The 21578-nt window shown below is 62.9% G+C and carries 21 protein-coding genes; 12 read left to right on the top strand and 9 right to left on the bottom strand.

Annotated features, from left to right (window positions below):
* Positions 1-157 precede the first annotated feature (157 nt).
* From B5X73_RS07360 to B5X73_RS07375, 4 genes are read left to right on the top strand one after another with little or no spacing between them, the layout of a single operon-like run.
* Complete coding sequence (locus tag B5X73_RS07360) at positions 158-820, top strand: energy transducer TonB (protein ID WP_036109037.1); 663 nt, start codon at positions 158-160, stop codon at positions 818-820.
* A 53-nt stretch (positions 821-873) separates the two neighbouring features.
* Positions 874-1641 (top strand): MotA/TolQ/ExbB proton channel family protein, encoded by a 768-nt coding sequence (locus B5X73_RS07365; protein ID WP_036109039.1) that lies wholly within the window; start codon positions 874-876, stop codon positions 1639-1641.
* A gap of 11 nt (positions 1642-1652) precedes the next feature.
* Complete coding sequence (locus B5X73_RS07370; RefSeq protein WP_036109042.1) at positions 1653-2066, top strand: ExbD/TolR family protein; 414 nt, start codon at positions 1653-1655, stop codon at positions 2064-2066.
* A 5-nt stretch (positions 2067-2071) separates the two neighbouring features.
* Complete coding sequence (locus tag B5X73_RS07375) at positions 2072-2479, top strand: ExbD/TolR family protein (RefSeq protein ID WP_036109046.1); 408 nt, start codon at positions 2072-2074, stop codon at positions 2477-2479.
* A 96-nt stretch (positions 2480-2575) separates the two neighbouring features.
* Here B5X73_RS07375 and B5X73_RS07380 read toward each other — a convergent pair whose 3' ends face one another.
* Positions 2576-3319, bottom strand: a complete 744-nt coding sequence (locus B5X73_RS07380; protein WP_079521147.1) for a pyridoxine 5'-phosphate synthase — start codon at positions 3317-3319, stop codon at positions 2576-2578.
* 139 nt (positions 3320-3458) lie between these two features.
* On the bottom strand, positions 3459-4085 hold the full coding sequence (locus B5X73_RS07385) for a 4'-phosphopantetheinyl transferase family protein (protein WP_079521148.1): 627 nt from the start codon (positions 4083-4085) through the stop codon (positions 3459-3461).
* Between the two features lie 97 nt (positions 4086-4182).
* On the opposite strand from B5X73_RS07385, the gene B5X73_RS07390 reads away from it, so the two are divergent.
* Positions 4183-7668 (top strand): hybrid sensor histidine kinase/response regulator, encoded by a 3486-nt coding sequence (locus tag B5X73_RS07390; protein WP_176167766.1) that lies wholly within the window; start codon positions 4183-4185, stop codon positions 7666-7668.
* A 66-nt stretch (positions 7669-7734) separates the two neighbouring features.
* Here the strand turns inward: B5X73_RS07390 and B5X73_RS07395 are convergent, their stop codons facing one another.
* Positions 7735-8394: a response regulator transcription factor gene (locus B5X73_RS07395; protein ID WP_036109056.1), complete on the bottom strand. Its 660-nt coding sequence runs from the start codon at positions 8392-8394 to the stop codon at positions 7735-7737.
* 5 nt (positions 8395-8399) lie between these two features.
* A complete protein-coding gene (acs, locus tag B5X73_RS07400; protein ID WP_079521150.1) occupies positions 8400-10340 on the bottom strand; it encodes an acetate--CoA ligase in 1941 nt (646 codons plus the stop codon).
* A gap of 168 nt (positions 10341-10508) precedes the next feature.
* Here acs and B5X73_RS07405 point away from each other — a divergent pair, with 168 nt between their 5' ends.
* From B5X73_RS07405 to B5X73_RS07415, 3 genes are all read left to right on the top strand, one after another.
* Positions 10509-11996, top strand: a complete 1488-nt coding sequence (locus tag B5X73_RS07405) for a porin family protein (RefSeq protein WP_079521319.1) — start codon at positions 10509-10511, stop codon at positions 11994-11996.
* A 12-nt stretch (positions 11997-12008) separates the two neighbouring features.
* On the top strand, positions 12009-13673 hold the full coding sequence (locus B5X73_RS07410; RefSeq protein WP_079521151.1) for an MFS transporter: 1665 nt from the start codon (positions 12009-12011) through the stop codon (positions 13671-13673).
* 141 nt (positions 13674-13814) lie between these two features.
* On the top strand, positions 13815-14513 hold the full coding sequence (locus B5X73_RS07415) for an MgtC/SapB family protein (RefSeq protein ID WP_051943134.1): 699 nt from the start codon (positions 13815-13817) through the stop codon (positions 14511-14513).
* Positions 14514-14685: 172 nt separating this feature from the next.
* On the opposite strand, the gene B5X73_RS07420 is transcribed toward B5X73_RS07415, so the two are convergent.
* Positions 14686-15195, bottom strand: coding sequence for a hypothetical protein (locus tag B5X73_RS07420; RefSeq protein ID WP_079521153.1), 510 nt, complete (start codon positions 15193-15195; stop codon positions 14686-14688).
* 87 nt (positions 15196-15282) lie between these two features.
* Positions 15283-15747: a hypothetical protein gene (locus tag B5X73_RS07425; protein WP_079521154.1), complete on the bottom strand. Its 465-nt coding sequence runs from the start codon at positions 15745-15747 to the stop codon at positions 15283-15285.
* 189 nt (positions 15748-15936) lie between these two features.
* On the opposite strand from B5X73_RS07425, the gene B5X73_RS07430 reads away from it, so the two are divergent.
* The gene (locus tag B5X73_RS07430) at positions 15937-17019 is read left to right on the top strand and encodes a PA0069 family radical SAM protein (protein ID WP_139382697.1); all 1083 of its coding nucleotides are present in this window, start codon (positions 15937-15939) and stop codon (positions 17017-17019) included.
* 57 nt (positions 17020-17076) lie between these two features.
* Here B5X73_RS07430 and B5X73_RS07435 read toward each other — a convergent pair whose 3' ends face one another.
* The 3 genes from B5X73_RS07435 to B5X73_RS07445 all read right to left on the bottom strand — a co-directional run bounded on the left by B5X73_RS07435 (position 17077) and on the right by B5X73_RS07445 (position 18823).
* A complete protein-coding gene (locus tag B5X73_RS07435) occupies positions 17077-17448 on the bottom strand; it encodes a DUF1330 domain-containing protein (protein WP_079521155.1) in 372 nt (123 codons plus the stop codon).
* A gap of 126 nt (positions 17449-17574) precedes the next feature.
* Entirely contained in the window at positions 17575-18057 is a 483-nt protein-coding gene (locus tag B5X73_RS07440; RefSeq protein WP_079521156.1) for a MarR family winged helix-turn-helix transcriptional regulator, read from the bottom strand.
* 88 nt (positions 18058-18145) lie between these two features.
* On the bottom strand, positions 18146-18823 hold the full coding sequence (locus B5X73_RS07445) for a TetR/AcrR family transcriptional regulator (RefSeq protein ID WP_217699747.1): 678 nt from the start codon (positions 18821-18823) through the stop codon (positions 18146-18148).
* 58 nt (positions 18824-18881) lie between these two features.
* Here B5X73_RS07445 and B5X73_RS07450 point away from each other — a divergent pair, with 58 nt between their 5' ends.
* The 3 genes from B5X73_RS07450 to B5X73_RS07460 all read left to right on the top strand — a co-directional run bounded on the left by B5X73_RS07450 (position 18882) and on the right by B5X73_RS07460 (position 21438).
* The gene (locus B5X73_RS07450; protein ID WP_079521158.1) at positions 18882-19655 is read left to right on the top strand and encodes an inositol monophosphatase family protein; all 774 of its coding nucleotides are present in this window, start codon (positions 18882-18884) and stop codon (positions 19653-19655) included.
* Positions 19652-20302 carry an NAD(P)H-binding protein gene (locus B5X73_RS07455; RefSeq protein WP_079521159.1) on the top strand — a complete coding sequence of 217 codons (651 nt, stop codon included), beginning with the start codon at positions 19652-19654 and terminating at the stop codon, positions 20300-20302. Before B5X73_RS07450 ends, B5X73_RS07455 begins: the two co-directional genes overlap by 4 nt.
* 95 nt (positions 20303-20397) lie before the next feature.
* Positions 20398-21438: an alpha/beta fold hydrolase gene (locus B5X73_RS07460; RefSeq protein ID WP_079521160.1), complete on the top strand. Its 1041-nt coding sequence runs from the start codon at positions 20398-20400 to the stop codon at positions 21436-21438.
* Positions 21439-21578: the final 140 nt, after the last annotated feature.

Here is a 21578-nt window from a genome sequence, read left to right on the forward strand (position 1 = left end):
AAATCCTCCCTTCAGGCGCTATACAAACGCCATATGCTGGTGTAACTTGCATATCTTTCCGCTTGCAGAAACCTGCGTTTTCGGCAATGTCAAATGCCGAACGTCGGACTCAGCAGTGCGGGCTCACTTCCGCTTGATTAGCTCTTGATAGTGACTGATGGCCTCAAGTAACGAATCAACCGGCCAAGCGCCGTTTAGTTGGGGGCGCACCAGCGCGTTGGCAGTCGCCATCGCTCTGCACTCGTTCGCTTTCCTTGTGCTTGTTGCGCCTATGGCGCCGCCCAAGACGCAGGAAAAGCAGAAGGAGAAGGTTGTGCAGGTCGATTTTATCGAGCCGCCGCCGCCCCCGCCCCCTCCGCCGCCGCCGCCGCCGGAACCACCCAAGCAGCCGCCGCCGAAAATCATTCAGCAGGTGAAGCCGCCGCCGACTCCGCCGCCGCCGGCTCCACCGCCGCCGGCAGTTGAAGAGGCGAGCTCGAACCCTGTTCCGGCACCGCCGCCGGCGCCTCCCGCGCCGCCAGCTCCGCCGGCAGATATCGCAGCTACCGCGGATATGTCGTACCGTCAGCGTAACCCGCCAAAGTATCCGCCTCAGGCGGTGCGTCAGCGGCACGAAGGTACGGTGGTACTTCTGGTTCTCGTTGGTGTCGACGGTTCGCCGAAGGATGTCAAAGTCGATCAGTCGAGCGGTTTCCGCGAACTGGACAAGGCAGCAGAAGACGCGGCCAGGAACTGGAAATTCAACCCGGGTAAACGAGGCGGCCAACCTGTAGAAGGCTATGCACGTGTCCCCGTTACGTTCAACCTAAACCAGCTGTAAGCCCCCACACTTACATCTTTTAAGTTCACGCTTGACTTCCCAAGGGTAGCGTTATGTTGCAAGACACCTCCGCTCAGCCTGCACAGCCAGGTCAAAACTCCAACGCCGACGCCCTCAAGCAGATGGGCTTCGATCACCTTATCCACAACTTCGATCCGCTCGGTTGGATCGTGTTCGTGGTGCTGGTCGCGATGTCCGTGCTCTCGTGGTACTTCATCGTCGCCAACTTCATCCGTAACAGCATGGTGCGTGCGCGCGCCGACAAGGTCATCCAGGGCTTCTGGAACACCTCGTCGACGCAGGAAGCCATCCGTATGCTCGAAGAGCAGCCGAAGGGCGAACCGTTCTCGAAGATCGCGCTCGACGCCGCTTCGGCCGTTGCTCACCACCAGCAGGCTGCTGGCGGTCGCCTCGCCGAGACGCTGTCGCGTTCGGAATTCATCGACCGCGCTCTGCGCCAGGCCGTGGCTCGCGAGAGCCTGCGTCTGGAAGGCGGCCTGACCCTGCTCGCCACGGTCGGTTCGTCGGCCCCGTTCATCGGTCTTCTCGGTACGGTGTGGGGTATCTACCACGCGCTTATCGGTATCGCCGCTTCGGGTTCCGCGTCGATGGATAAGGTTGCCGGTCCCGTCGGTGAAGCTCTGATCATGACCGCGTTCGGTCTGTTCACCGCTATCCCGGCCGTGCTCGCATACAACTTCTTCATGCGCTCCAACCGCCTGACCTACGCCAAGTTCGACGAATTCGCGCACGACCTGCACGACTTCTTCGCCACCGGCGCTCGCGTCGAAGGTACGGCGCCGGTCGTCGTCAAGAAGTAAGGAGCTGACCCATGGCTATGTCCAGCGGTGGCAACAGCGGCGGTCCGATGTCAGATATCAACGTCACGCCGCTCGTCGACGTGATGCTGGTTCTGCTGATCATCTTCATGATCACGGCGCCCCTGATGTCCCATAAGGTCCAGATCGATCTGCCGAAGGCTAATCCGAACGTTAAGGATGACACCCCGGTCGAACCGATGGATCTCGCGGTCAAGCCGGACGGTACGTACTTCCTCAATGACGGTGAAGTCAGCGAGGCTGAACTGAAGGCTCAGTTCGCGGTTGCGGCGGCGAAGTCGCCGCAGCCGGAACTCCAGATCCGTGCGGACCGCACCACCGAATATAAGGTGGTGAAGAAGATCCTTGGCGATGCCAAGGAAGCCGGTATGGTCCACGTCGGCTTCATGTCGACCGGCAAGGAGTAACGAACATGGCATTCAGCTCAGGCAACTCTGGTGGTCCCATGGCGGACATCAACGTGACGCCGCTCGTCGACGTCATGCTGGTTCTGCTCATCATCTTCATGATTACGGCGCCGATGCTGTCGCATAAGATCAAGATCGATCTTCCGCAGCCGAACCCGAACGTGCAGAACCCAGAGAATCCGCCGGATCCCGTCCGGCTGCAGATTCGCCAGGATGGCTCGCTGTACTGGAACGATACGCCGGTTGACGAGCTTGGCCTCAAGGCCCAGATCGCGGTGATCGCCACGCAGTCGAACCAGCCGGAACTGCAGATCGACGCGGACGACGCGGCACAGTACGAGGTCGTGGCTCGCGTGCTTTCCGACGCTAAGGGCCAGGGCCTGACCAAGATCGGTTTCGTTAACTCGAACTGATCCAGGGTCTGTCCGGTTAGACGAAAAACCCCGCCATTCGGCGGGGTTTTTTTTTGCTCCTGTAGGGAGCCAGCCCTGCTGGCGATTCCAGCCGCCTCAGGACAAGATCTCGAGATAAGCCTTCACCGTATTGGTAAGCCCCTGATACAACGCCTCACCAATCAGCGCGTGCCCGATCGACACCTCGGCCAGGCCGGGAATCGCCGACTTGAACGTGCCCAGGTTTGCCTGGCTCAGATCGTGCCCGGCGTTCACGGCGAGGCCGGCCTGCTGGGCACGTTGCGCCGTGTCGGAAAACGCAGCCAGCTGCCTCCGCGCATCGCCCTCGGCAAACGCTTCGGCGTACGGCCCGGTATAGAGCTCGATCCGCTGCACACCGATGGCTGCCGCCTCGGCAAAGCCCTCTCCCCCGGCGTCGACGAAGACACTGACACGGCAACCGATCTCGCGAAACGCCGCGACGATGGGCTTGAGCGTCTCGATGTCTTTCGTCAGATCGAAGCCGTGATCCGACGTGATCTGACCGTCGCCATCCGGTACGAGTGTGACCTGATTCGGCCGTACTTCCCGGGCGAGTTCGAGGAGACCCGGGTAAGCGCCGCGTGGGCCTGCAAAGGGATTGCCTTCGATGTTGTATTCGACGCGTCCCCGCAACAGACCGGCGATGACACGGACATCGGCTGGCGTGACATGACGCATGTCGGGCCGCGGATGCACGGTGATGCCGCCGCAACCTGCCTCGATGCAGGTGTGCGCCGCTGTGGCGATATCGGGCTCGTTGCCGCCGCGCGAATTGCGCAGCACGGCGATCTTGTTCAGGTTTACGCTGAGTAGTGTCATCGACCGTCCAAAAAAAACGCACGCCACCATTGCGACGTGCGTAATGACTGTCTTCCCAGCATAACTCGCCACATCCCTGTGGCGCACTCCACGGTCACGCACACACACGTAACTGAGACACGGCTCGCGGGGAAAAGGTTCAAAGCGCAGATGTGAAGACGCGGATCGAGCGTTCACCGCCGCGCCAGGCCACCGCGGCGACCGTTCCGCCGGCGCGCCCGAGCGGATGCACCTGCCAGGCCCGCGCGGGTGCTATGTCGCCGTCGAAGTCCTTCGGGTGCGTGCAGTTGCCGACGATCTCAAAGGCCGCGCGATGCAGACCGTAGGACAGGCCGCCTCCGTGGGCCTTTAGCACCGCTTCCTTGGCCGTCCACAGCGCGAGGAAGGCGGACAGCAGGTTCGCTGAAGGCAGCGTCTCCAGCCATGCCGTCTCGCTGGCCGCGAAAAAACGACGCGACAGCTCGAGCGCCCGGGCGCGGGGCCGGATCGTCTCGATGTCGACGCCGACCTGAAAACCGGCAGGGCCCCTTCCGACCGCGAGAACGGCGACGTCACCGCTGTGCGACCAGCTGAAACCAAGGGTGTCGAAGGGAGCCGGAAAATACGGCTTGCCGTGTTCAGCGCGCGCGATACGAGGAGCGGCTGGTCCGGCGTATGCCGCGAGCAGTTCGGCGAAATGCGCCTCACCGGCACCACCGGCCCATGACCCATGCCAGATATGGATCTCATCGTCGTGCAACGGAGGAACGGAGAGTGGCGACGTCATTCCGACGATGCTGCTTCGTATCGGGCGTTGGAGCAAGTCCTGCAACGGTCGCCGCAAAGCCCTAGAATCGACCTGTGCAAACCGGGGAGCACCATTCGTGATCGCAGGCTGGCTTCTGCTGCTGGTGGCCCTTCTGTACGTGGGGCTGCTGTTCGTCATCGCGTACGTCGGTGACCGGCGGCCACTGTATCCCCGTCAGCCCCGACTGCGCCCGCTCGTCTACAGCCTGGCGCTCGCTGTCTACTGTTCGTCGTGGACGTTCTATGGCGCGGTCGGCACCGCGGCGCGGTCCGGCCTCTCCTACCTCCCGATCTATCTCGGTCCGCTGTTGCTGTTCGTCTTCGGATTCGGCCTGCTTCAGCGTCTCGTTCTCGTGGCGCGCGAGCGCAACATCACCTCGATCGCCGATTTCATCGCCGCGCGTTTCGGCAAGTCGCACGGTCTCGCCGCGCTCGTCGCCATCATCGCCGTCGTCGCGATCATTCCGTACATCGCGCTGCAGTTCAAAGCCGTGGCGATGTCGTTTGCCGTGCTCGGTGCCGGTAACTCGGCATGGTGGTTCGGCGACACCGCGTTATGGTGTGCCGCCCTCCTCGCGGTCTTTGCGATCCTCTTCGGTACGCGCAACATCGACGCCACGGAGCACCACCACGGCATGATGCTCGCCGTCGCGGTGGAGTCGCTGGTCAAACTGCTGGCCTTCGTCGCCATCGGCATCTATGCCTGCATGCATGGTCCCGGATTGCAGGAAACGCTTCGCGCGCCGGTGCTCCAGATCGAGAAAGGCAGCCTGCCGCCCGGGTTTGTCGCACAGACCCTGCTCGCCTTCTGCGCGATGTTCTGCCTGCCCCGTCAATTCCAGATCGGCGTGGTCGAATGCGAAGATCCACGCGATCTGCGCCGTGCAAGATGGCTGTTCCCGATCTACATGATCCTGATCTCCGCCGCCGTGCTTCCCATCGTCAGCGCCGGCATGGGCCTGAGTCAGGTCCGGGGTGGGCACCTGGACGCGTGGGTGCTGAATCTTCCACTGGCGCTGGGCGATAGCGGCATGGCGCTGCTCGCCTTCGTTGGCGGGTTTTCCGCGGCGACCGGCATGGTCATCGTCGCCGCTGTCGCCCTCGCGACGATGATCAGCAATGACCTGGTCATGCCCGCGCTGTTGCGCATCCGTCGCCTCGACCTCGAGAAACGTGGCGATCTGTCGAACACCGTGCTGCTGATCCGCCGCATCGCGATCGTTGGCCTTGCGGCGCTTGCGTACATCTATTATCGGATCATCGCGGACGCCGAGAACCTTGCCGCGACCGGTCTGCTGTCGTTCGCCGCGGTCGCCCAGTTCGCTCCCGCCATCGTGTCGGCGCTCTATTGGCGCGGTGCCAGTCGCACGGGCGTGCAGGTCGGCTTGCTCGCCGGCTTCGCCGTCTGGGCTTATACCCTGCTGCTACCGGCAATGACGCGTGCGGGGTGGCTCGGCACGCCGTGGATGGAAGAAGGTCCGTTCGGCATCGGCTGGCTGAAGCCGACGGAGCTCTTCCACCTGACCGGATGGGAGCCGGTGACGCACGGCACGTTCTGGTCGTTGCTGATCAATATCGGCTGCCTCGTCTTCATCTCGCTGCGTTTTCGACCCAGCGTGGCGGAACGCCTGCATGCGGCGCTCTTCGTGGACCCGTTCGTGCGCAGCGTCGGTGGCGCGGGCGACTGGCGCGGCCGTGTCACCGTTCGCGACCTCGGTACGATCGCCGGTCGCATCGTCGGCGACCGCGTTACCGCACGTGCCTTCCACGAGTACGGTGAGCGCCACGGTGTCACCCTCACCCCGTCGGACGCCGCCGATCGACCATTGATTCAGTTCACGGAGCGACTGTTAGCCAGCGCCGTCGGCGCCGCCAGCGCGCGCCGCATTCTCATGGGCGCCCTCTCCGGTACCGGCCTGGATATCGCCGAAGCGATGGCGCTGCTCGACGAGGCATCGCAGGAGTTGCGTTTCAACCGCGAGCTGTTAGCCACCACGCTCGAAAACGTCTCGCAAGGAATCAGCGTGGTCGACGGCGACATGCGTCTGGTCGCGTGGAATCGCCGCTACGTGGAACTGTTCGACTACCCGGACGGGATGGTGTACGTCGGCCTTCCCGTCGCCGATCTCATTCGCTGGAACGCCGAGCTGGGCGAGTGCGGACCGGGCGAGGTCGACGAACACGTCGCCAAACGAATCCGCTATATGCGCGCGGGCTCACCGCATGTGTTCTCACGCGTGCGTCCCGATGGCACCGTCATCGAGATGCGTGGACGCGCGTTACCGGGCGGCGGATTCGTTACCACCTTCACGGACGTCACCGCGTACAAGTCGGTCGAACAGGCGCTGATCGACGCGAACGAGACACTGGAACAGCGTGTCGAAGACCGTACGGCCGAGCTGTCCGAAGCGCTCAACGCCACCGCGATGGCGCGTCGCGATGCGGAAGCGGCGAACGCGTCGAAGACACGTTTCCTCGCGGCCGCGAGTCACGATCTGTTGCAGCCATTGAACGCCGCGCGTCTCTTCACCTCCGCATTGCGACAACACCCTGGCCTGGATGGTGAAGCGGCCGGACTGGCCGAGCGCATCGACGCATCCTTCCGCGCTGCCGAAGATCTCCTCGACGCGCTACTGGATGTGTCACGGCTGGATGCGGGCAGCTACCGCCCCGAGGTCGTTCCGTTCGCACTGGCCGATCTGTTCGACTCACTGAAACAGCAGTTCGCCGTCGTAGCCGAACAGCGTGGCCTCACGCTGCGTGTGGTTCCTTCGTCGTTGTCCGTGCGATCCGATGCACAGCTGCTGCGCCGTATCGTCGCGAATTTCCTCTCGAACGCACTCCGCTATACGCGTTCGGGTGGCGTACTGCTCGGCGTCCGCCATGTCGGAGAACATCTTCGCATCGAGGTCTGGGACAGTGGCCCAGGCATCGCGGAAGAACAGCAGGCACGCATCTTCGGTGAGTTTCAGCGCCTCGAGCGACCGTCGCCCTGGGGTGAAAAAGGACTGGGCCTCGGCCTGTCGATCTGCGATCGCCTCGCCGGCATTCTCGAGCATCCGCTGGGACTGCGCTCGCGCGTCGGACGCGGTAGCTGCTTCAGCATCACGGTACCGCGCACGGCGTCGGTGTCGCGTAAGCGCGCACCGGCAATGGCGCGGCCTGGCGGCGGTGAGCAGCTGCCATTGACGGTATTGTGCCTCGACAACGACGAGACGATCCTGGACGGGATGCAGGCGTTGCTCGGTCGCTGGGGTGTGGATTGTCGTGTGGCGATCGACTTGCCGACGGCACTCGATATCCTGTCGAGAACGCATGTGGATCTGATTCTCGCGGACTACCATCTCAGCGATGACATGGATGGGCTCGAGGCGTTACGGCTGATCGGAACGAAAGTCGCACCGATGCCGCCGGCGGCGATGGTGACGGCGGACGGGAGTACCGAGTTGAAACAGCGTGCGCGGGCGTTGGGCTATCCGTTGCTGCATAAGCCGGTGAGGCCGGCGGCGTTACGGGCGATGCTAGTGGCATTGGCCAAGCGAGCAGGGTCGAATGCGGCGTAATGGAAGAGCAGCGCGCCTTGCGTGCGATGCATATAAATGTAGGAGCGCGCCCTGCGCGCGACGCTCCTAATTGGCGCCGGGAAACGCCTCCTTCTCCACATCCAGATGACTCGCCGCCAGAGCGACCTGCGTGCGGTTGGATACGCCGAGCTTGCGCATGATCGCCGTCATATGCGCTTTGACGGTCGCCTCGGATACCCCAAGGTCATAAGCGATCTGCTTGTTGAGCAACCCTTCGGCAATCATGTTCAGCACGCGAAACTGCTGTGGCGTGAGCGACGCGACGCGCGCGGCGACGTCGGCCTCGTCAGGCTTTAGTTCGACATTACCGCCGACCAGCTGATGAGGCAGCCACACGTCGCCGTCGAGCACGGTGCGTACCGCTTCGACGATCTGATCGACCGCCGCGGACTTCGGAATATAGGCCGAGGCACCGTGCGCAAGCGCACGACGCGCGACCTGCGCTTCCTCATGACCCGAGACCACGATGGTGGGCAGGCCCGGATACTGACCGCGAATGTGCGCGAGCGCGGAATACCCGCGCGCGCCGGGCATATGCAGATCCATCAGCAACAGGTCCGCATCCGGCACGGACTCGATCACCGCGAACAAGGCGGGCACGCTGTCGGCCGTGTGCACGGTGGCGTCGGGTAACGCGGCCAACACCGCGCGCTGCAAGGCATCGCGGAACAGGGGATGGTCGTCGGCGATGATGACATCGGACATGCGAATTACTTGATCAGCCTTTCTTCCACCAGACTCTTCACCACACCGGGATCGGCCAGGGTCGATACGTCGCCGAGCTGATCCGGCTGGTTCTCGGCGATCTTGCGCAGAATGCGGCGCATGATCTTGCCCGAGCGCGTCTTCGGCAGGCCGGGTGCCCATTGCAGATAATCCGGCGCGGCGATGGGCCCGATTTCCTTGCGGACGCCGGCGATCAGTTCCTTCACGAGCGAGTCGTCACCGTTCTCTCCCGCGTTGAGGGTGACGAACGCATAGATGCCCTGGCCCTTGATGTCGTGCGGGCAACCGACCACGGCCGCCTCGGCCACCTTGGGATGCGCGACCAGCGCGCTCTCCACTTCCGCCGTGCCGATCCGGTGGCCGGAGACGTTGATCACGTCGTCCACCCGGCCGGTGATCCAGTAGTACCCGTCTTCGTCGCGACGGGCGCCGTCACCCGTGAAATAGTTGCCCGGGTAGGTCTTGAAGTACGTGTCGACAAAACGCTGGTGATCGCCGTACACGGTGCGCATCTGACCGGGCCAGGAATCGGTGATGACCAGATTGCCACTTGCGGCGCCTTCCTGCGGCTTGCCTTCGGCATCCACGATGGCCGGCACGATACCGAAGAACGGCGTGGTCGCCGAGCCAGGCTTCAAGGCGGTGGCGCCGGGTAGCGGCGTGATCAGAAACCCACCCGTCTCCGTCTGCCACCAGGTGTCGACGATCGGGCAGCGTTCTTCCCCCACCACCCGGTAGTACCAGTTCCAGGCTTCGGGGTTGATCGGCTCACCCACGGTGCCGAGGACGCGAAGGCTCTTGCGTGAGGTCTTCTTTACCGGCGCATCGCCCTCGCGCATCAGCGCGCGGATAGCGGTGGGCGCGGTGTAGAACAACGTCACCTTGTGCTTGTCGACCACCTGCCAGAAGCGGCTGAAGTCCGGATAGTTCGGTACGCCGTCGAACATCACCACGGTGGCGCCGTTGGCCAGCGGGCCGTAAACCACGTAGCTATGCCCCGTGATCCAGCCTACATCGGCGGTGCACCAGTAGATATCGTCTTCGCGCAGGTCGAAGGTGAGCTCGTGCGTCAGGCTCGTATAGACGAGGTAGCCACCACTGGTGTGCAGCACGCCCTTGGGCTGGCCCGTGGAACCCGACGTGTACAGCGTGAACAACGGATCTTCCGCGTTCATCGCCTCATACGCGCAGTCCGCGGACTGGCCTTCCATCAGCGTGTGATACCAGCGATCGCGCGGCGACTGCATGTTGATGGCGCCGCCGGTACGACGCACCACGATCACGGTGTCCACGCTGTTGGTACGCGGACGGGTCAGGGATTCGTCGACGTTGGCCTTCAGCGGAATCTTCTTGCCACCCCGGCAACCCTCGTCGGCGGTGACGACCAGCTTGGCGCCCGAGTCCGCGATGCGCGCAGCGACCGAATCGGGCGAGAAGCCACCGAACACGACGGAATGCACCGCACCGATACGCGCGCAGGCCAGCATGGCGACGGCGGCTTCGGGAATCATCGGCAGGTAGATCAGTACGCGATCGCCCTTGGCCACGCCGAGGTTCTTCAGCGTGTTGGCAAACTTGCAGACCTCGGTGTGCAACTCCTTGTATGTAAGGCTACGCGTTTCGTTCGGATCGTCACCCTCGAAGATGATGGCGGTCTTGTCGCCACGCGCCTCCAGGTGACGGTCGAGGCAGTTGGCAGCCACGTTGAGCTGCCCATCCTCGTACCAGCGGATATGCAGGTCGGCCGGGTCGAACGAGACATCCTTGATCTTCGTCGGCGGCACGATCCAGTCCACCCGTTCGCTCATCTGCTTCCAGAAACCCTGTGGATCCTGGACGGAGCGGGCGTACATGGCGTCGTAGTCGGCCTTGCTGACGCGCGCGGTGGCGGCGAAGGCGGGATCGACCGGGTGGATGTCGGACATGCATGCTCCTGGAGACGATGGCGTAGTGGCTATGCCCGAAGTTTAGCCTCGCGGCGCAACATAAAGCTGCGAAGCGGCTACGACTTTGGTCGAGGTTCGACCTTTGGCCAATGGCACGCGTGATGGGCCTGCCACATGCTCGCCCTGCCAATGGTTGGGGAGACCATGATGAAGACGAACCGTTCCGGTGGCCGCAATGCCATCGCCCTGAGTGTCGCCTGTGCCTTGATGCTGCCGATGGCGGTCGTTCCCGACCTCGCCCACGCGCAAACCAGGTCGAAGAAAACCACGAGTCGCGAAGCCCAGCTCGAGTCCCGGGTGAACCAGCTCGAGCAGCAACTCGCCGAGCTCAAGGCGATGATCCAGGAGCAGAAAGCCGCGACCTCCGAGGCCACCACGACGGCGCAGGCCGCCCAGGTCCAGTCACAACAGACCGAAGAGAAGGTAACGAAGGTCGAGAAGGTCGTGGCCACCGTGCCTGCCAAACCGGCCTTTACGACAGGTACCGCACCGGGGGTATCGCTCGCGCTGCATGGCTTCATCAACGCCAGTGCTTTCACGCAGAACAAGGCGTACACCTATGGTAACGGCGCCAACTCGGAGTATCCGATTCCCGCCGGCGGAGCGAACCGCGCCGACGGCCGGGTCAGCGGCGTCGATGTGCGCAACACGCGCTTCTGGCTGGATCTCACTGGCGCGAAGTTCAACGAAAACTGGGCTGGCAGCGGCCGCATCGAGATGGACTTCTTCGGCGGCTTCAACGGCACCGGCGCCTACGCCGGATCGCAGCCGGAACTGCGGATGCGTCAGGCCTACATGGACATCACCAACGCGAACGCCGGCACGACGTTCCGCATCGGCCAGATGTGGGACCTGATGTTCCCACTCGACTACATCCCCCAGTCGCTCTCGCATATCGCGTTTCCGCTCGGCTATGGCAGCGGCGTGATCGGCTGGCGTTTCCCGGGCGTCGTCTGGATGCAGGACCTCAATCACGGGTCGGAAGGCACCAGGTGGCGCTTCGACATGGCTGTGTTGCAGGGCAGCTGGAATGGTCCTGGCGCGACGGCGACGACGAACTACCAGACCGCGGGCAATGCGGGCTTCAAGCCGCAGATCGAGGCGCGCCTCACCGCGAAAGGCAGCAACTGGCAGGTCTTCACCGCCGGTCACTACAGCAAGGTCGACCTGCACGGTGTCGACGGCCTGACTCCGACGCCGATCAAGAGCAGCCTCAAGAGCACGGCTGTCGAAGTCGGCGGTATGTGGACACCGGGTCAGTTCATCTTCAAGAGCGTGGTCTATACCGGCAATGCGATCGGCGAACTGTTCGGCGACCTCTCGCAGTTCGGCGACATCAAGGACAAGGGCGGCTACCTGCAGGCGGGTTACAAGTTCGACACGCACTGGACGGTCTACGCGTTCGCCTCGGTGAGCAAGCCGGACAAGGACGACGTGCTCCGCTGGCGTGCCGCCAATACCCCGGGCTTGCTGAAGAACCGACAGAAGGCGGCGAGCCTGCAATACACCACGGGCCCGTTCGATTTCAGCGTGGAGTGGATTCACGCCAACCTCGACTCGACAACGGCGAACGGCCTCGGTCGGCAGAAGACCGCCGGCAACGAGTTCACGCTCAACGGCAATTACCGGTTCTGATCGGAGACCGACATGGCGACTACCGCAAGCGGCCTGAGGGCTGACGGCACCATCGGAACCAGCCACAAGCGCGTGATCCTCGCGTCCAGCCTGGGCACCGTTTTCGAATGGTATGACTTCTATCTTTACGGCTCGCTCGCCGCGCTCATCGGCAAGCAGTTCTTCACGGGGTTGAACGAGACCAGCCAGTTCATCTTCGCGCTGCTTGCGTTCGCGGCCGGCTTCGCCGTCCGCCCGTTCGGTGCGATCGTCTTCGGTCGCATCGGCGATCTCATCGGTCGCAAGTACACGTTCCTGGTCACCATCATCATCATGGGTACGTCGACCTTCCTGGTCGGTGTGTTGCCCGGCTATTCGACGATCGGTGTCGCCGCGCCCGTGCTGCTGATTCTGCTACGCCTTCTCCAGGGTCTGGCGCTCGGTGGCGAGTACGGCGGCGCGGCCACCTATGTGGCCGAACACGCACCCAACGGAAAGCGTGGTCTGTACACGAGTTTCATCCAGATCACGGCGACGTTCGGTCTGTTCCTTTCGCTGCTCGTGATCCTCGGCACGCGTCTCGGGCTCGGCACCGAAGCGTTCGAAGCCTGGGGCTGGCGCATTCCATTCCTGATTTCCGCCGTGCTCGTCGGCGTGTCCGTCTACATCCGGCTGCAGCTGCACGAGTCGCCGGTGTTCCAGCAGATGAAGGCCGAGGGCAAACAGTCCAAGGCCCCACTGACCGAAGCGTTCGGACAGTGGAAGAACCTTCGTCTCGTGATCCTCGCGCTGCTCGGCGCGACGGCGGGGCAGGCGGTCGTCTGGTACACGGGTCAGTTCTACTCGCTGTACTTCCTGACCCAGAGCCTGAAAATCGACGGCACGACGGCGAACCTCCTGATCGCGGGTGCGTTGCTTATCGGTACGCCGTTCTTCGTGTTCTTCGGCTGGCTATCCGACAAAGTAGGCCGCAAACCCGTCGTGCTTGCCGGTTGCCTGATCGCCGCGCTGACGATGTTCCCGATCTTCCGGGGCTTGACGCACTTCGGCAATCCCGCTGTCGAAGCAGCTGCCGCTGCCGCACCGGTCGTTGTCACGGCCGATCCGGATGCCTGCACGTTCCAGTTCGACCCGGTCGGCAAGAAGACCTTCACCAGTTCGTGCGATGTCGCCAAGAGCGTGCTGGCCAAGAAAGGTATTCCATACACCAACGCGGCCGCACCGGTCGGCACGCTGGCGACGGTGAAGATCGGCGACGAGGTCATCGAGTCGTTCGAGGGCGGTTCGCTCGACAAGGCGACGTTCACCGCGCAGAACAAGGACTTCACCGCGAAGATCGGCGCGCAGGTCAAAGCCGCGGGTTATCCCGAGAAAGCCGACCCCGCGCAATCGAACTACCCCATGCTGGTGTTGTTGCTGGCGATTCTCGTGCTCTACGTCACGATGGTCTACGGCCCGATCGCCGCCTGGCTGGTCGAGATGTTCCCGACCCGCATCCGCTATACCTCGATGAGCCTGCCGTATCACATCGGTAACGGCTGGTTCGGCGGATTCGTCCCCACGATCGGCTTCATGCTGGTCGCATGGAAAGGCGACATCTACTACGGCCTCTGGTATCCGGTCGCGGTCGCCCTGATGACCTTCGTCATCGGCCTCTTCTTCGTCCGTGAAACCAAAGACGCGCCTCTCCAGGACTGAGCCCGGACGCGCCGCGCGCGCCTGTAGGAGCCAGCCCCGCTGACGAAAGCAACCTGACCCCGGTCCACAATGACCGGGGCCAGTGCTTTGCAAAACCCCCATCTCACAGCTCATTGATCCCCGACACGCGATAGTGTCGTGATGAACCCGCTAGACCTCCTCCTCCGCCTGAGCACCGCCGCCATCCTCAGCGGCATCATCGGCGTGAACCGCGGTCGCCTCGAATGGACCGCCGGCCTGCGCACCCACATGCTGGTCGGCGTGGGCGCCGCTCTCGCGATCATCGTCTCCGCCTTCGGCTTCGCCGACGTCATCAACCAGGAACACGTCGTTCTCGACCCCTCGCGTATCGCCGCGCAGGTCATCAGCGGCGTCGGCTTCCTGGGTGCGGGCACCATCCTCTTCGTCGAACGCGACCAGATCGTCCGTGGTCTGACGACAGCGGCAAGCCTGTGGGCCGTCGCATCCGTCGGCCTCGCCGCCGGCAGCGGGCTTTACGTCGCCGCCGTTCTGGCGACGGCGATCATCTGGATCATCCTGGCGTTGCTCAAGCCGCTCGAGCGCAAGCTTACGGGCAAGCGGAAGACGCGTCCGAGGCTTACCGCACGGTTGAGTGGGACCAATGCGTTGTCAGCCTGCGAAACCGTGCTGGCAGAGCAGCATCTTCCATTTGCGAAAACGATTCTGCGTCGCGAGCCCGATGGCGATGACGTGGTGACGATTCTCTTTGCGAAGCCGGTACGTCGCGAGCAGCTGGCAACGTTGGCGGATGCGATGCGATCGGTCGAGGGATTGAAGTCGGTGACTTACGATGCGCCTCCGGAGACGCGTCGTCGCTGATCCTGGGGACGGCGCACGCAGCCGATACCGATTTGTGGCCGAGGTTTCTTCATTCGCGCCGTCGGAAGTACACGATAGATTTTGGCATCTGGATCGGGATGGCCAGTCGATACGATGTGGGCAGCAGCCCTGATGAGGTCCTTTACGGCGAGCCCCATGTAGATGAGCAAGCTTAAATTCCTTTTTTGCGTCCACGCGTCTTTGCGATTCTGGGAGACGATGCTACCACCGGCTCCAGGTTTCGCTTTGCAACCATCGCAGCCGTCGCCTTCTTTACATCCTCCCAGACATCGGCATGCTCATGCCACGTCGCGACGCCTTGTTCCTCTTGTTGCAATGCCTCGTCCACCTTCGCCCGGAACCAGCGTTCGTGCTCAAGCGCTTCGGATGCGCGTTTTGCGCGATCGGAAACGTCAGTGCGCGGAGCGCGGAGCAAGCCCTTCTGATACTGAGAAATATCCACAAGAAAAGACGAAAGTCCGGCACGTGCGAGTTCACGCACTGCGGTATCGGTCGTGGCAAACATCTTTACCTGACCCGCCCGATTGGTCAGTACGCGCTCGCTGTTTCCCGCGTCGGCATGCACTGTAAAGCCCCCCTTCTCCCCTAGGATCGTTGCGGTCTTTACTGCGCCACTGGACACGAGATCCCGAAGGGCGTCGAGCTTGATCGGATGCGGCATGCGATAATCAGATTATTAATAAGTCGGAACAGATTAACATTAATCGGTGTCGTGTCGCAGAAGCTCATCCGGCTCGCCACGTCCACCTTAGAACTGCGAGCGCGTCGACAACGCCTGACACACCGCATCATCCGACCCGGCACTGCTGGAGTTGCAAGCAACGCGGTTTGCTTCGAGGCCTTCCGTCACGGCCGGGCTCCTGCCTGACGACGTATACGGAATCTCCGCATTCCCCGGCGGGTGCCAGGTCTCTCGCGGTGCCTCGACACTGATGGTCTCGGACGGCGGAAACGTCTGGTAACGCGCGCGATCCCATGGCGTACCCGCCGCCTGCTGGTCGCGCTGTTTCACGAGCTTGCCGTACTCGTGCTTCTGCCCGGGCGTTCCGTTCGGGATCGACGCCTGAAGCCGGCGCGTCTCCTGGCCGGTGTACTTCATGCGCTTCAGATCCTTGTCGATCGCCTTCTGCTGGGCCTGCTTCTGCTCGGGCGTGAGCTCGGCGTGCGCGGGGAGCGCCATGACGAGGGCGAGAACCATAATCCACTGACGCATGCCGGATCCTTCTAGCGGGACACGTATCCGAGGTTACCCTTGAGGAAACGCCCATCGACGCCCTTCCGATCCGCCGTTAAGTCACGAGAAGGTTGCGACTACCGATCAGGGTCGGCGGCCGCTTGGAGCAGCCAGGCTATCGCCCCGATATCGCAGCCCGTGAGACACGAATTGCGTACATTTGTATGCATGTCCACACCCATCCCCATGATCCGTCAGCACAAGGGCCGCGGCGCCGCTTCCAACCCGGAGGGCCGCTTCGAATCCACGCGGTACCAGGCCGAGGACGACGGCTGGCATCGGGAAGACGAGGACCGCCGCCCCGCCACGGAAGTTCGCGAAGAACTGGCCCGGAGCGTGATCTCTCGCAACGACTCACCCGACGTGGGTTTCGATCGGGCGACCAATCCGTATCGCGGTTGCGAGCATGGCTGCATCTATTGCTACGCCCGACCCTCCCACGGTTACCTCAACCTGTCGGCCGGCCTCGACTTCGAGACCAAGCTCTTCGCCAAGACCAACCTCGAGGAAGTGCTTCGCGACGAACTGGCGCGTAAGAACTACACCTGCCAGCCGATCAACATCGGTAGCAACACCGATCCGTACCAGCCGATCGAAAAGAAGTGGCGGCTCACGCGTGCGGCGCTCGCGCTACTCAGCGAGTGCAACCATCCGTGCACGATCGTGACCAAGAACGCGTTGATCGAACGCGACCTGGACATCCTCGTACCGATGGCGGAACGAAATCTCGTGCAGGTCTTCATCTCGATCAATTCGCTTGATAACAAGCTGGCGTCGAAGCTGGAACCGCGGGCGAGCGCGCCGCATCGGCGGATGAAGGCGGTCGAGACCTTGAGTAAGGCAGGTGTGCCGGTGGGCGTGCTGGTCGCGCCGATTATCCCCGCGCTTAATGAGCGCGATGTTGAGGCGATCATCGAGCAGGCCGGTGTGGCTGGCGCACGATCTATCGGCTATACCTGCGTGCGTCTGCCGCATGAGCTCAAGCAACTTTTCCGCGAATGGCTGGAGTTGCACTATCCAGATCGCGCATCGCACATCATCAGCCTGATTCAACAGATGAATGGTGGAAAGGATTACGACTCGAACTTTGCGACGCGTATGCGGGGGCAGGGGGTGTTCGCGGACATCATCCGCAAGCGGGTGCAGGTGGCATCGAGAAAAGCGGGGCTGCACCGGGCGTGGGATACGGTGCTCGATACCTCGAAGTTTGTGCCGCCGAGGATTCATTCGCCGCAGGGCGATCTGTTCTAAGATCGCCGAGGCGTTCGACGGGCAATTGCACTCTTCGATTGGCCTATCGGAAGAGAATCAGACGATACCCTCGATAGCCTTCAGAGGCTGCAGAACGATATCGGCAATGGCCGATACGCCAACCTTGAACGCAACCTGGTAATCCGGATCGGCGACCATCGTCTGAAACGCCGACCGTCGCGGATACTGAACCAGCACGACGGCATCCCATCCCTGAGTTTGCCCTTCGCTGAGCACGGACAAACCATCCCCGCCGAACACGATCTTTGCGCCGAATCGAGCGAGGATCGGCTTGGCCATACCGAGGTACTCGAGGTATCTCTCCCGGCCGCCCTCGGGCTCGAACCGGATGAGATTCAACATGACGACCGGCGATTCGTCGTTCTCGGCAAAGAAGGCCTCTAACGCAGGTTGCGACAGCGAAGCCATGGTTGTTCCTTTGAGATGGCGCGGGAGGTGCGCCCATCAAGGAATATCACCGCGGTGTGTCAGAAACTGTCAGCAGAAAATCGTAGCGGGGAATTCCTGCGAGAGTCTGCGCATGACGAATGCGCGCTAACCCTCTGTCGCCCTTTCCAGCGCATCGGCAAACCTGCGCATCAGGCGGACCAGGTCCGAGATATCGTCAGAGGGCCAATCCTTGAAGATCTCACGCCCCATGCGCTCTCTTGCCAGATCCAGCTGATCGGTGACCGCCTTGCCCTTCGCCGACACGACGGCCTCCCGCATCCGCCGGTCCTGCGCATTCTCGTTTCGGATGACCAGCTCCATGCGCTCCAGCTTGCTGACCTGTCGACTGATCGTGGTGTAGTCGCGACCCAGCCGGTCCGCAAGATCGACCACGCCGATCGGTCCGACTCGTTCGATCACCACGAGCAGACGAAACAGGGCCTGGTCGAGCCGTACGCCCGCTTCGGCGATAAGCCGCTCGTCGTTTCGCGGCCGGTTCATGACACTGACGATCGAGATCAGGGAGCGATGGAGGTCCTTCAGATCTCCGGCGATATGGATGTCCGGCACTTTCTTCGTGGTGGGCATGGCGTGCCTCCTGTTGCGTGCATTTTACACGCACCATAAAAGTCCTCCCGGAGGGAATATGACGCGGCCTCGTTCCCCCGATGCGAGGTCAGTTCCGTTCGTCGCCCGGGCTACGAATACGTGACATCTCGCGCAGATAGCCGAAAACTGCGGCCTCGACCCGCGGCCTCAGCGCCGCTTCGTCGATCTCGCTTCGCTGGCCAGCTCCATCGACCATCCCTCTGGCGATCGACATGACGTCGCCCGCTTGCTGGACGGCATCGCCTGATTCGACCCCCATCTCCCCGAGACAGCGCACGATCAGGTCTCTCGCGTCGTTTCCCGCTGCCGCCATATCGTGATGCATGGGGAGGCGGGCCTCCTCGAAATCGAGGATTCTGCCGAGCAACGGCCGGCGTAGCTGGTGGTGCACGGCGACGGCGATCATCGCCCTCAGCGCCTCCGCGCCATGCGCCTTCGAGACGGCATGACTCAGGTCAGCGAACAGTGCACGGCTTTCCCTCTCGATCAGCGCACGCGTGACGGCGTCCTTCGTAGGAAAGTACTGGTACAGCGACCCGATGCTTACTCCGGCGCGCTCAGCCACCGCGTTGGTCGAGTACGCCGACGGCCCGGCTGACTCCAGAATGTGAGCCGCCGCGTCGAGAATGGCCGTGACCGTGACGATGGAACGCGCCTGAAGCGGTTTTTTCCGGGGCTGTGACGACGCGTCGCGAGCATGCTTTGGCATCGGGAATGCGAGTAGAGAAGGTGAGCGATGACTCACATCATAAGGTCTACTCCGCAGTGCATGAAACCTTCCTGTGTCGCTATCCGAATCCTTGATGACCATCACGTGCGCCGCCCTGCAGAGGGCAGGTGTCGCTCTTCTCGATCGCTTTAGCGCCGATGCCCGACCCTCTACGGCGGCAGGCTTCCTGCAAGCTATGGCGGACAACGAGCTCGCGGTGAAGGGGCCGCTCGAGTCGGCCCTTCTGGCCGCGGTGCCGGGAAGTACTCTGCTCGCCGATGATGCTCCCTTGCCTGTGAGCGAGGACACCTATGGCTGGGTGATCGACGCCGTCGAGGGCAATATCAACCACGTGCACGGACGGGAGGAGTGGGCTGTCACCGCCTGTCTGGTTCGCGGCCGGGAGCCTGTCCTGGCCGCGGTGCATGTCCCGCGGTCCGGCTCGCTGTTCACGGCTGTCGCCGGGGAGGGCGCGACGGACGGTGAGCGCTCGTTGCATGTATCGGGTAAGGAGGAACTCACGGCATCCATCGCCGCAACGGCGCAGGCGCAGCCATTCGAGGCAGCGGAGACGCTTGCCATCGCCGCGCACAGCTTCCATCGCATGCTGACCGCATCGCTTCTGGTGCGAGCATCGGTCCCCTCCACGATCGAGCTCCTGGATCTCGCTTCGGGCAGACTCGATGCCTTCTGGCAGTATGCCGGTGTGGCTTCAGGGCTGGCCGCTGGCGCACTTCTGGTACGTGAAGCGGGAGGTCTCGTCACCGACGAGGAGGGACGTCGCTGGCGACTCGGCTCGCGTGGTTTCGTGGCCAGCACGCCCGGCATACATGACGAGTTGCTGCGCAGCCTGGGAGCGACGGCATGAAACGCTACGCTGTCGTGGGAGCCAGTAGCGGAACCGGTCTTGCCATCACGCAACGGCTGGCAGCACGTGGCGATCACGTCACCGCCATTTCGCGGCGTCCCATGGAAGCCAGCATCAACGTTGCGCCGGTGGCCGCGGACGTGCGTGACCGCGAGTCCCTTGAGATCGCGTTGCCGGAGCAACTCGACACGGTCTTCTTTACGGTCGACATCCACGGATTCAGAAAGCCCAGAGGCGACATCCGGCACGTGATGGTCGATGGATGCGTCCACGCCATGGAAGCCGCCCTGAAGCGTGGGGCCCGGCGTTTCATACTTCTATCGGTCATCGGTGCCAATCGATCGTCGTGGGTATGGCAGCTGTTGAACACGGTGAAGCCCGGTATGCGCGCCAACATCCTCGAACGGGAGGAAGCCTTGAGGCGCTCAGGCATGCCTTTCATCATCGTGCGCGCGCCTCGCCTCAGCGACGCGCTGGCTGAGGGAACCCATACGCTCTCTCGCGCGTCGACGAAAAAACTGGGTATGGGACAAAGCGTCTCCCGCACCGAACTGGGCAGGCTACTTCTCGCGGTGGCCGACGCTGGAACGTCGTACGAGGGCGCGACGTGGGACGTCGTGCAACCGTCGAAACCCGGGTCAGACTGATGCCCCGGGTATCGGGCCTACCGATGAGGCGCCTACCACCTCCTGGCAGGAAGAGACGGTCGCGCCCTTCACCCTTCTCATGGCACGCTAGCTTCATGAATGAGACCGATCGCAACACGCCCGTACGTCCCGTCGTCACCGCGCTCGCACTGGCCCTCCTTGTACTGGCGCCGTCGCTTCACGCCGAAGACGGCCCGGTATACGGCAGCGAACTCCAGGGCTTCGATTATCCGTACCCTGTCGCGCAGTTCCGCTTCACGTCGCAGCGTCAGGACGTGCAGATGGCCTATATGGACGTCGCCCCGAAGGGATCTAAGGCCAACGGCCGTACGGTCGTCCTGCTTCACGGCAAGAATTACTGTGCCGCCACGTGGGCTCCGACCATCGACGTGCTCTCGCACGCCGGCTATCGCGTGATCGCCGTGGATCAGATCGGTTTCTGCAAATCATCCAAACCGCAAAGCTATCAGTTCACCTTCCAGCAACTCGCACACAACACGAACGACCTGCTGAAGTCGCTGCACATCGACAAAGCCGTCGTCATGGGTCACTCGACCGGCGGCATGCTGGGCATTCGCTACGCGCTGATTTATCCCGATCAGGTCGAGCAGCTCGTGCTCGTCGATCCCATCGGTCTGGAAGACTGGCGCGCCAAGGGCGTACCGCCGGTGTCCGTGGACCAGTGGTACGACCGCGAACTGAAGACGACGGCCGATCGTATCCGGAATTACGAGAAAACGACCTACTTCGCCGGTCAGTGGAAGCCCGAATACGAGGCCTCCGTGCAGATGCTTGCCGGCATGTACCGGGGGCCGCAACGCGACCTCGTCGCCTGGAACTCGGCGCTGCTCTACGACATGATTTTCAATGAGCCAGTCGTCTACGAGCTTCCGCGCCTCCAGCCGCGCACGCTGCTCATGATTGGCGACAAGGACGTCACCGCCATCGCGAAGGATTTCGCGCCGGCCGACGTGCGGCCCACACTCGGTAATTACCCGAAGCTCGCGAAAGAGGCCGTGGCCGCGATGCCCCACGCGACGCTCGTCGAGTTTCCCGACGCGGGGCACGCGCCGCAGATGCAGGAGCCGGCGCGTTTCCACGAAGCGTTGCTCAAGGGCCTGCAGAGCGCCCATTGATCGCGCGGGCGCCGGGCGTTGGTGCGTCTTCACCGTCAGGCGGAATGCGTAGCCCCACGCTTCACCCGCTTCCCGCGCATTCCCCAAAACACGGTCCATCACAGCGCCGTGCTTTTTCAGATTCAGTCTTTTCCCGATAG

Source organism: Luteibacter sp. 22Crub2.1 (assembly GCF_900167995.1).
Classification (GTDB): domain Bacteria; phylum Pseudomonadota; class Gammaproteobacteria; order Xanthomonadales; family Rhodanobacteraceae; genus Luteibacter; species Luteibacter mycovicinus.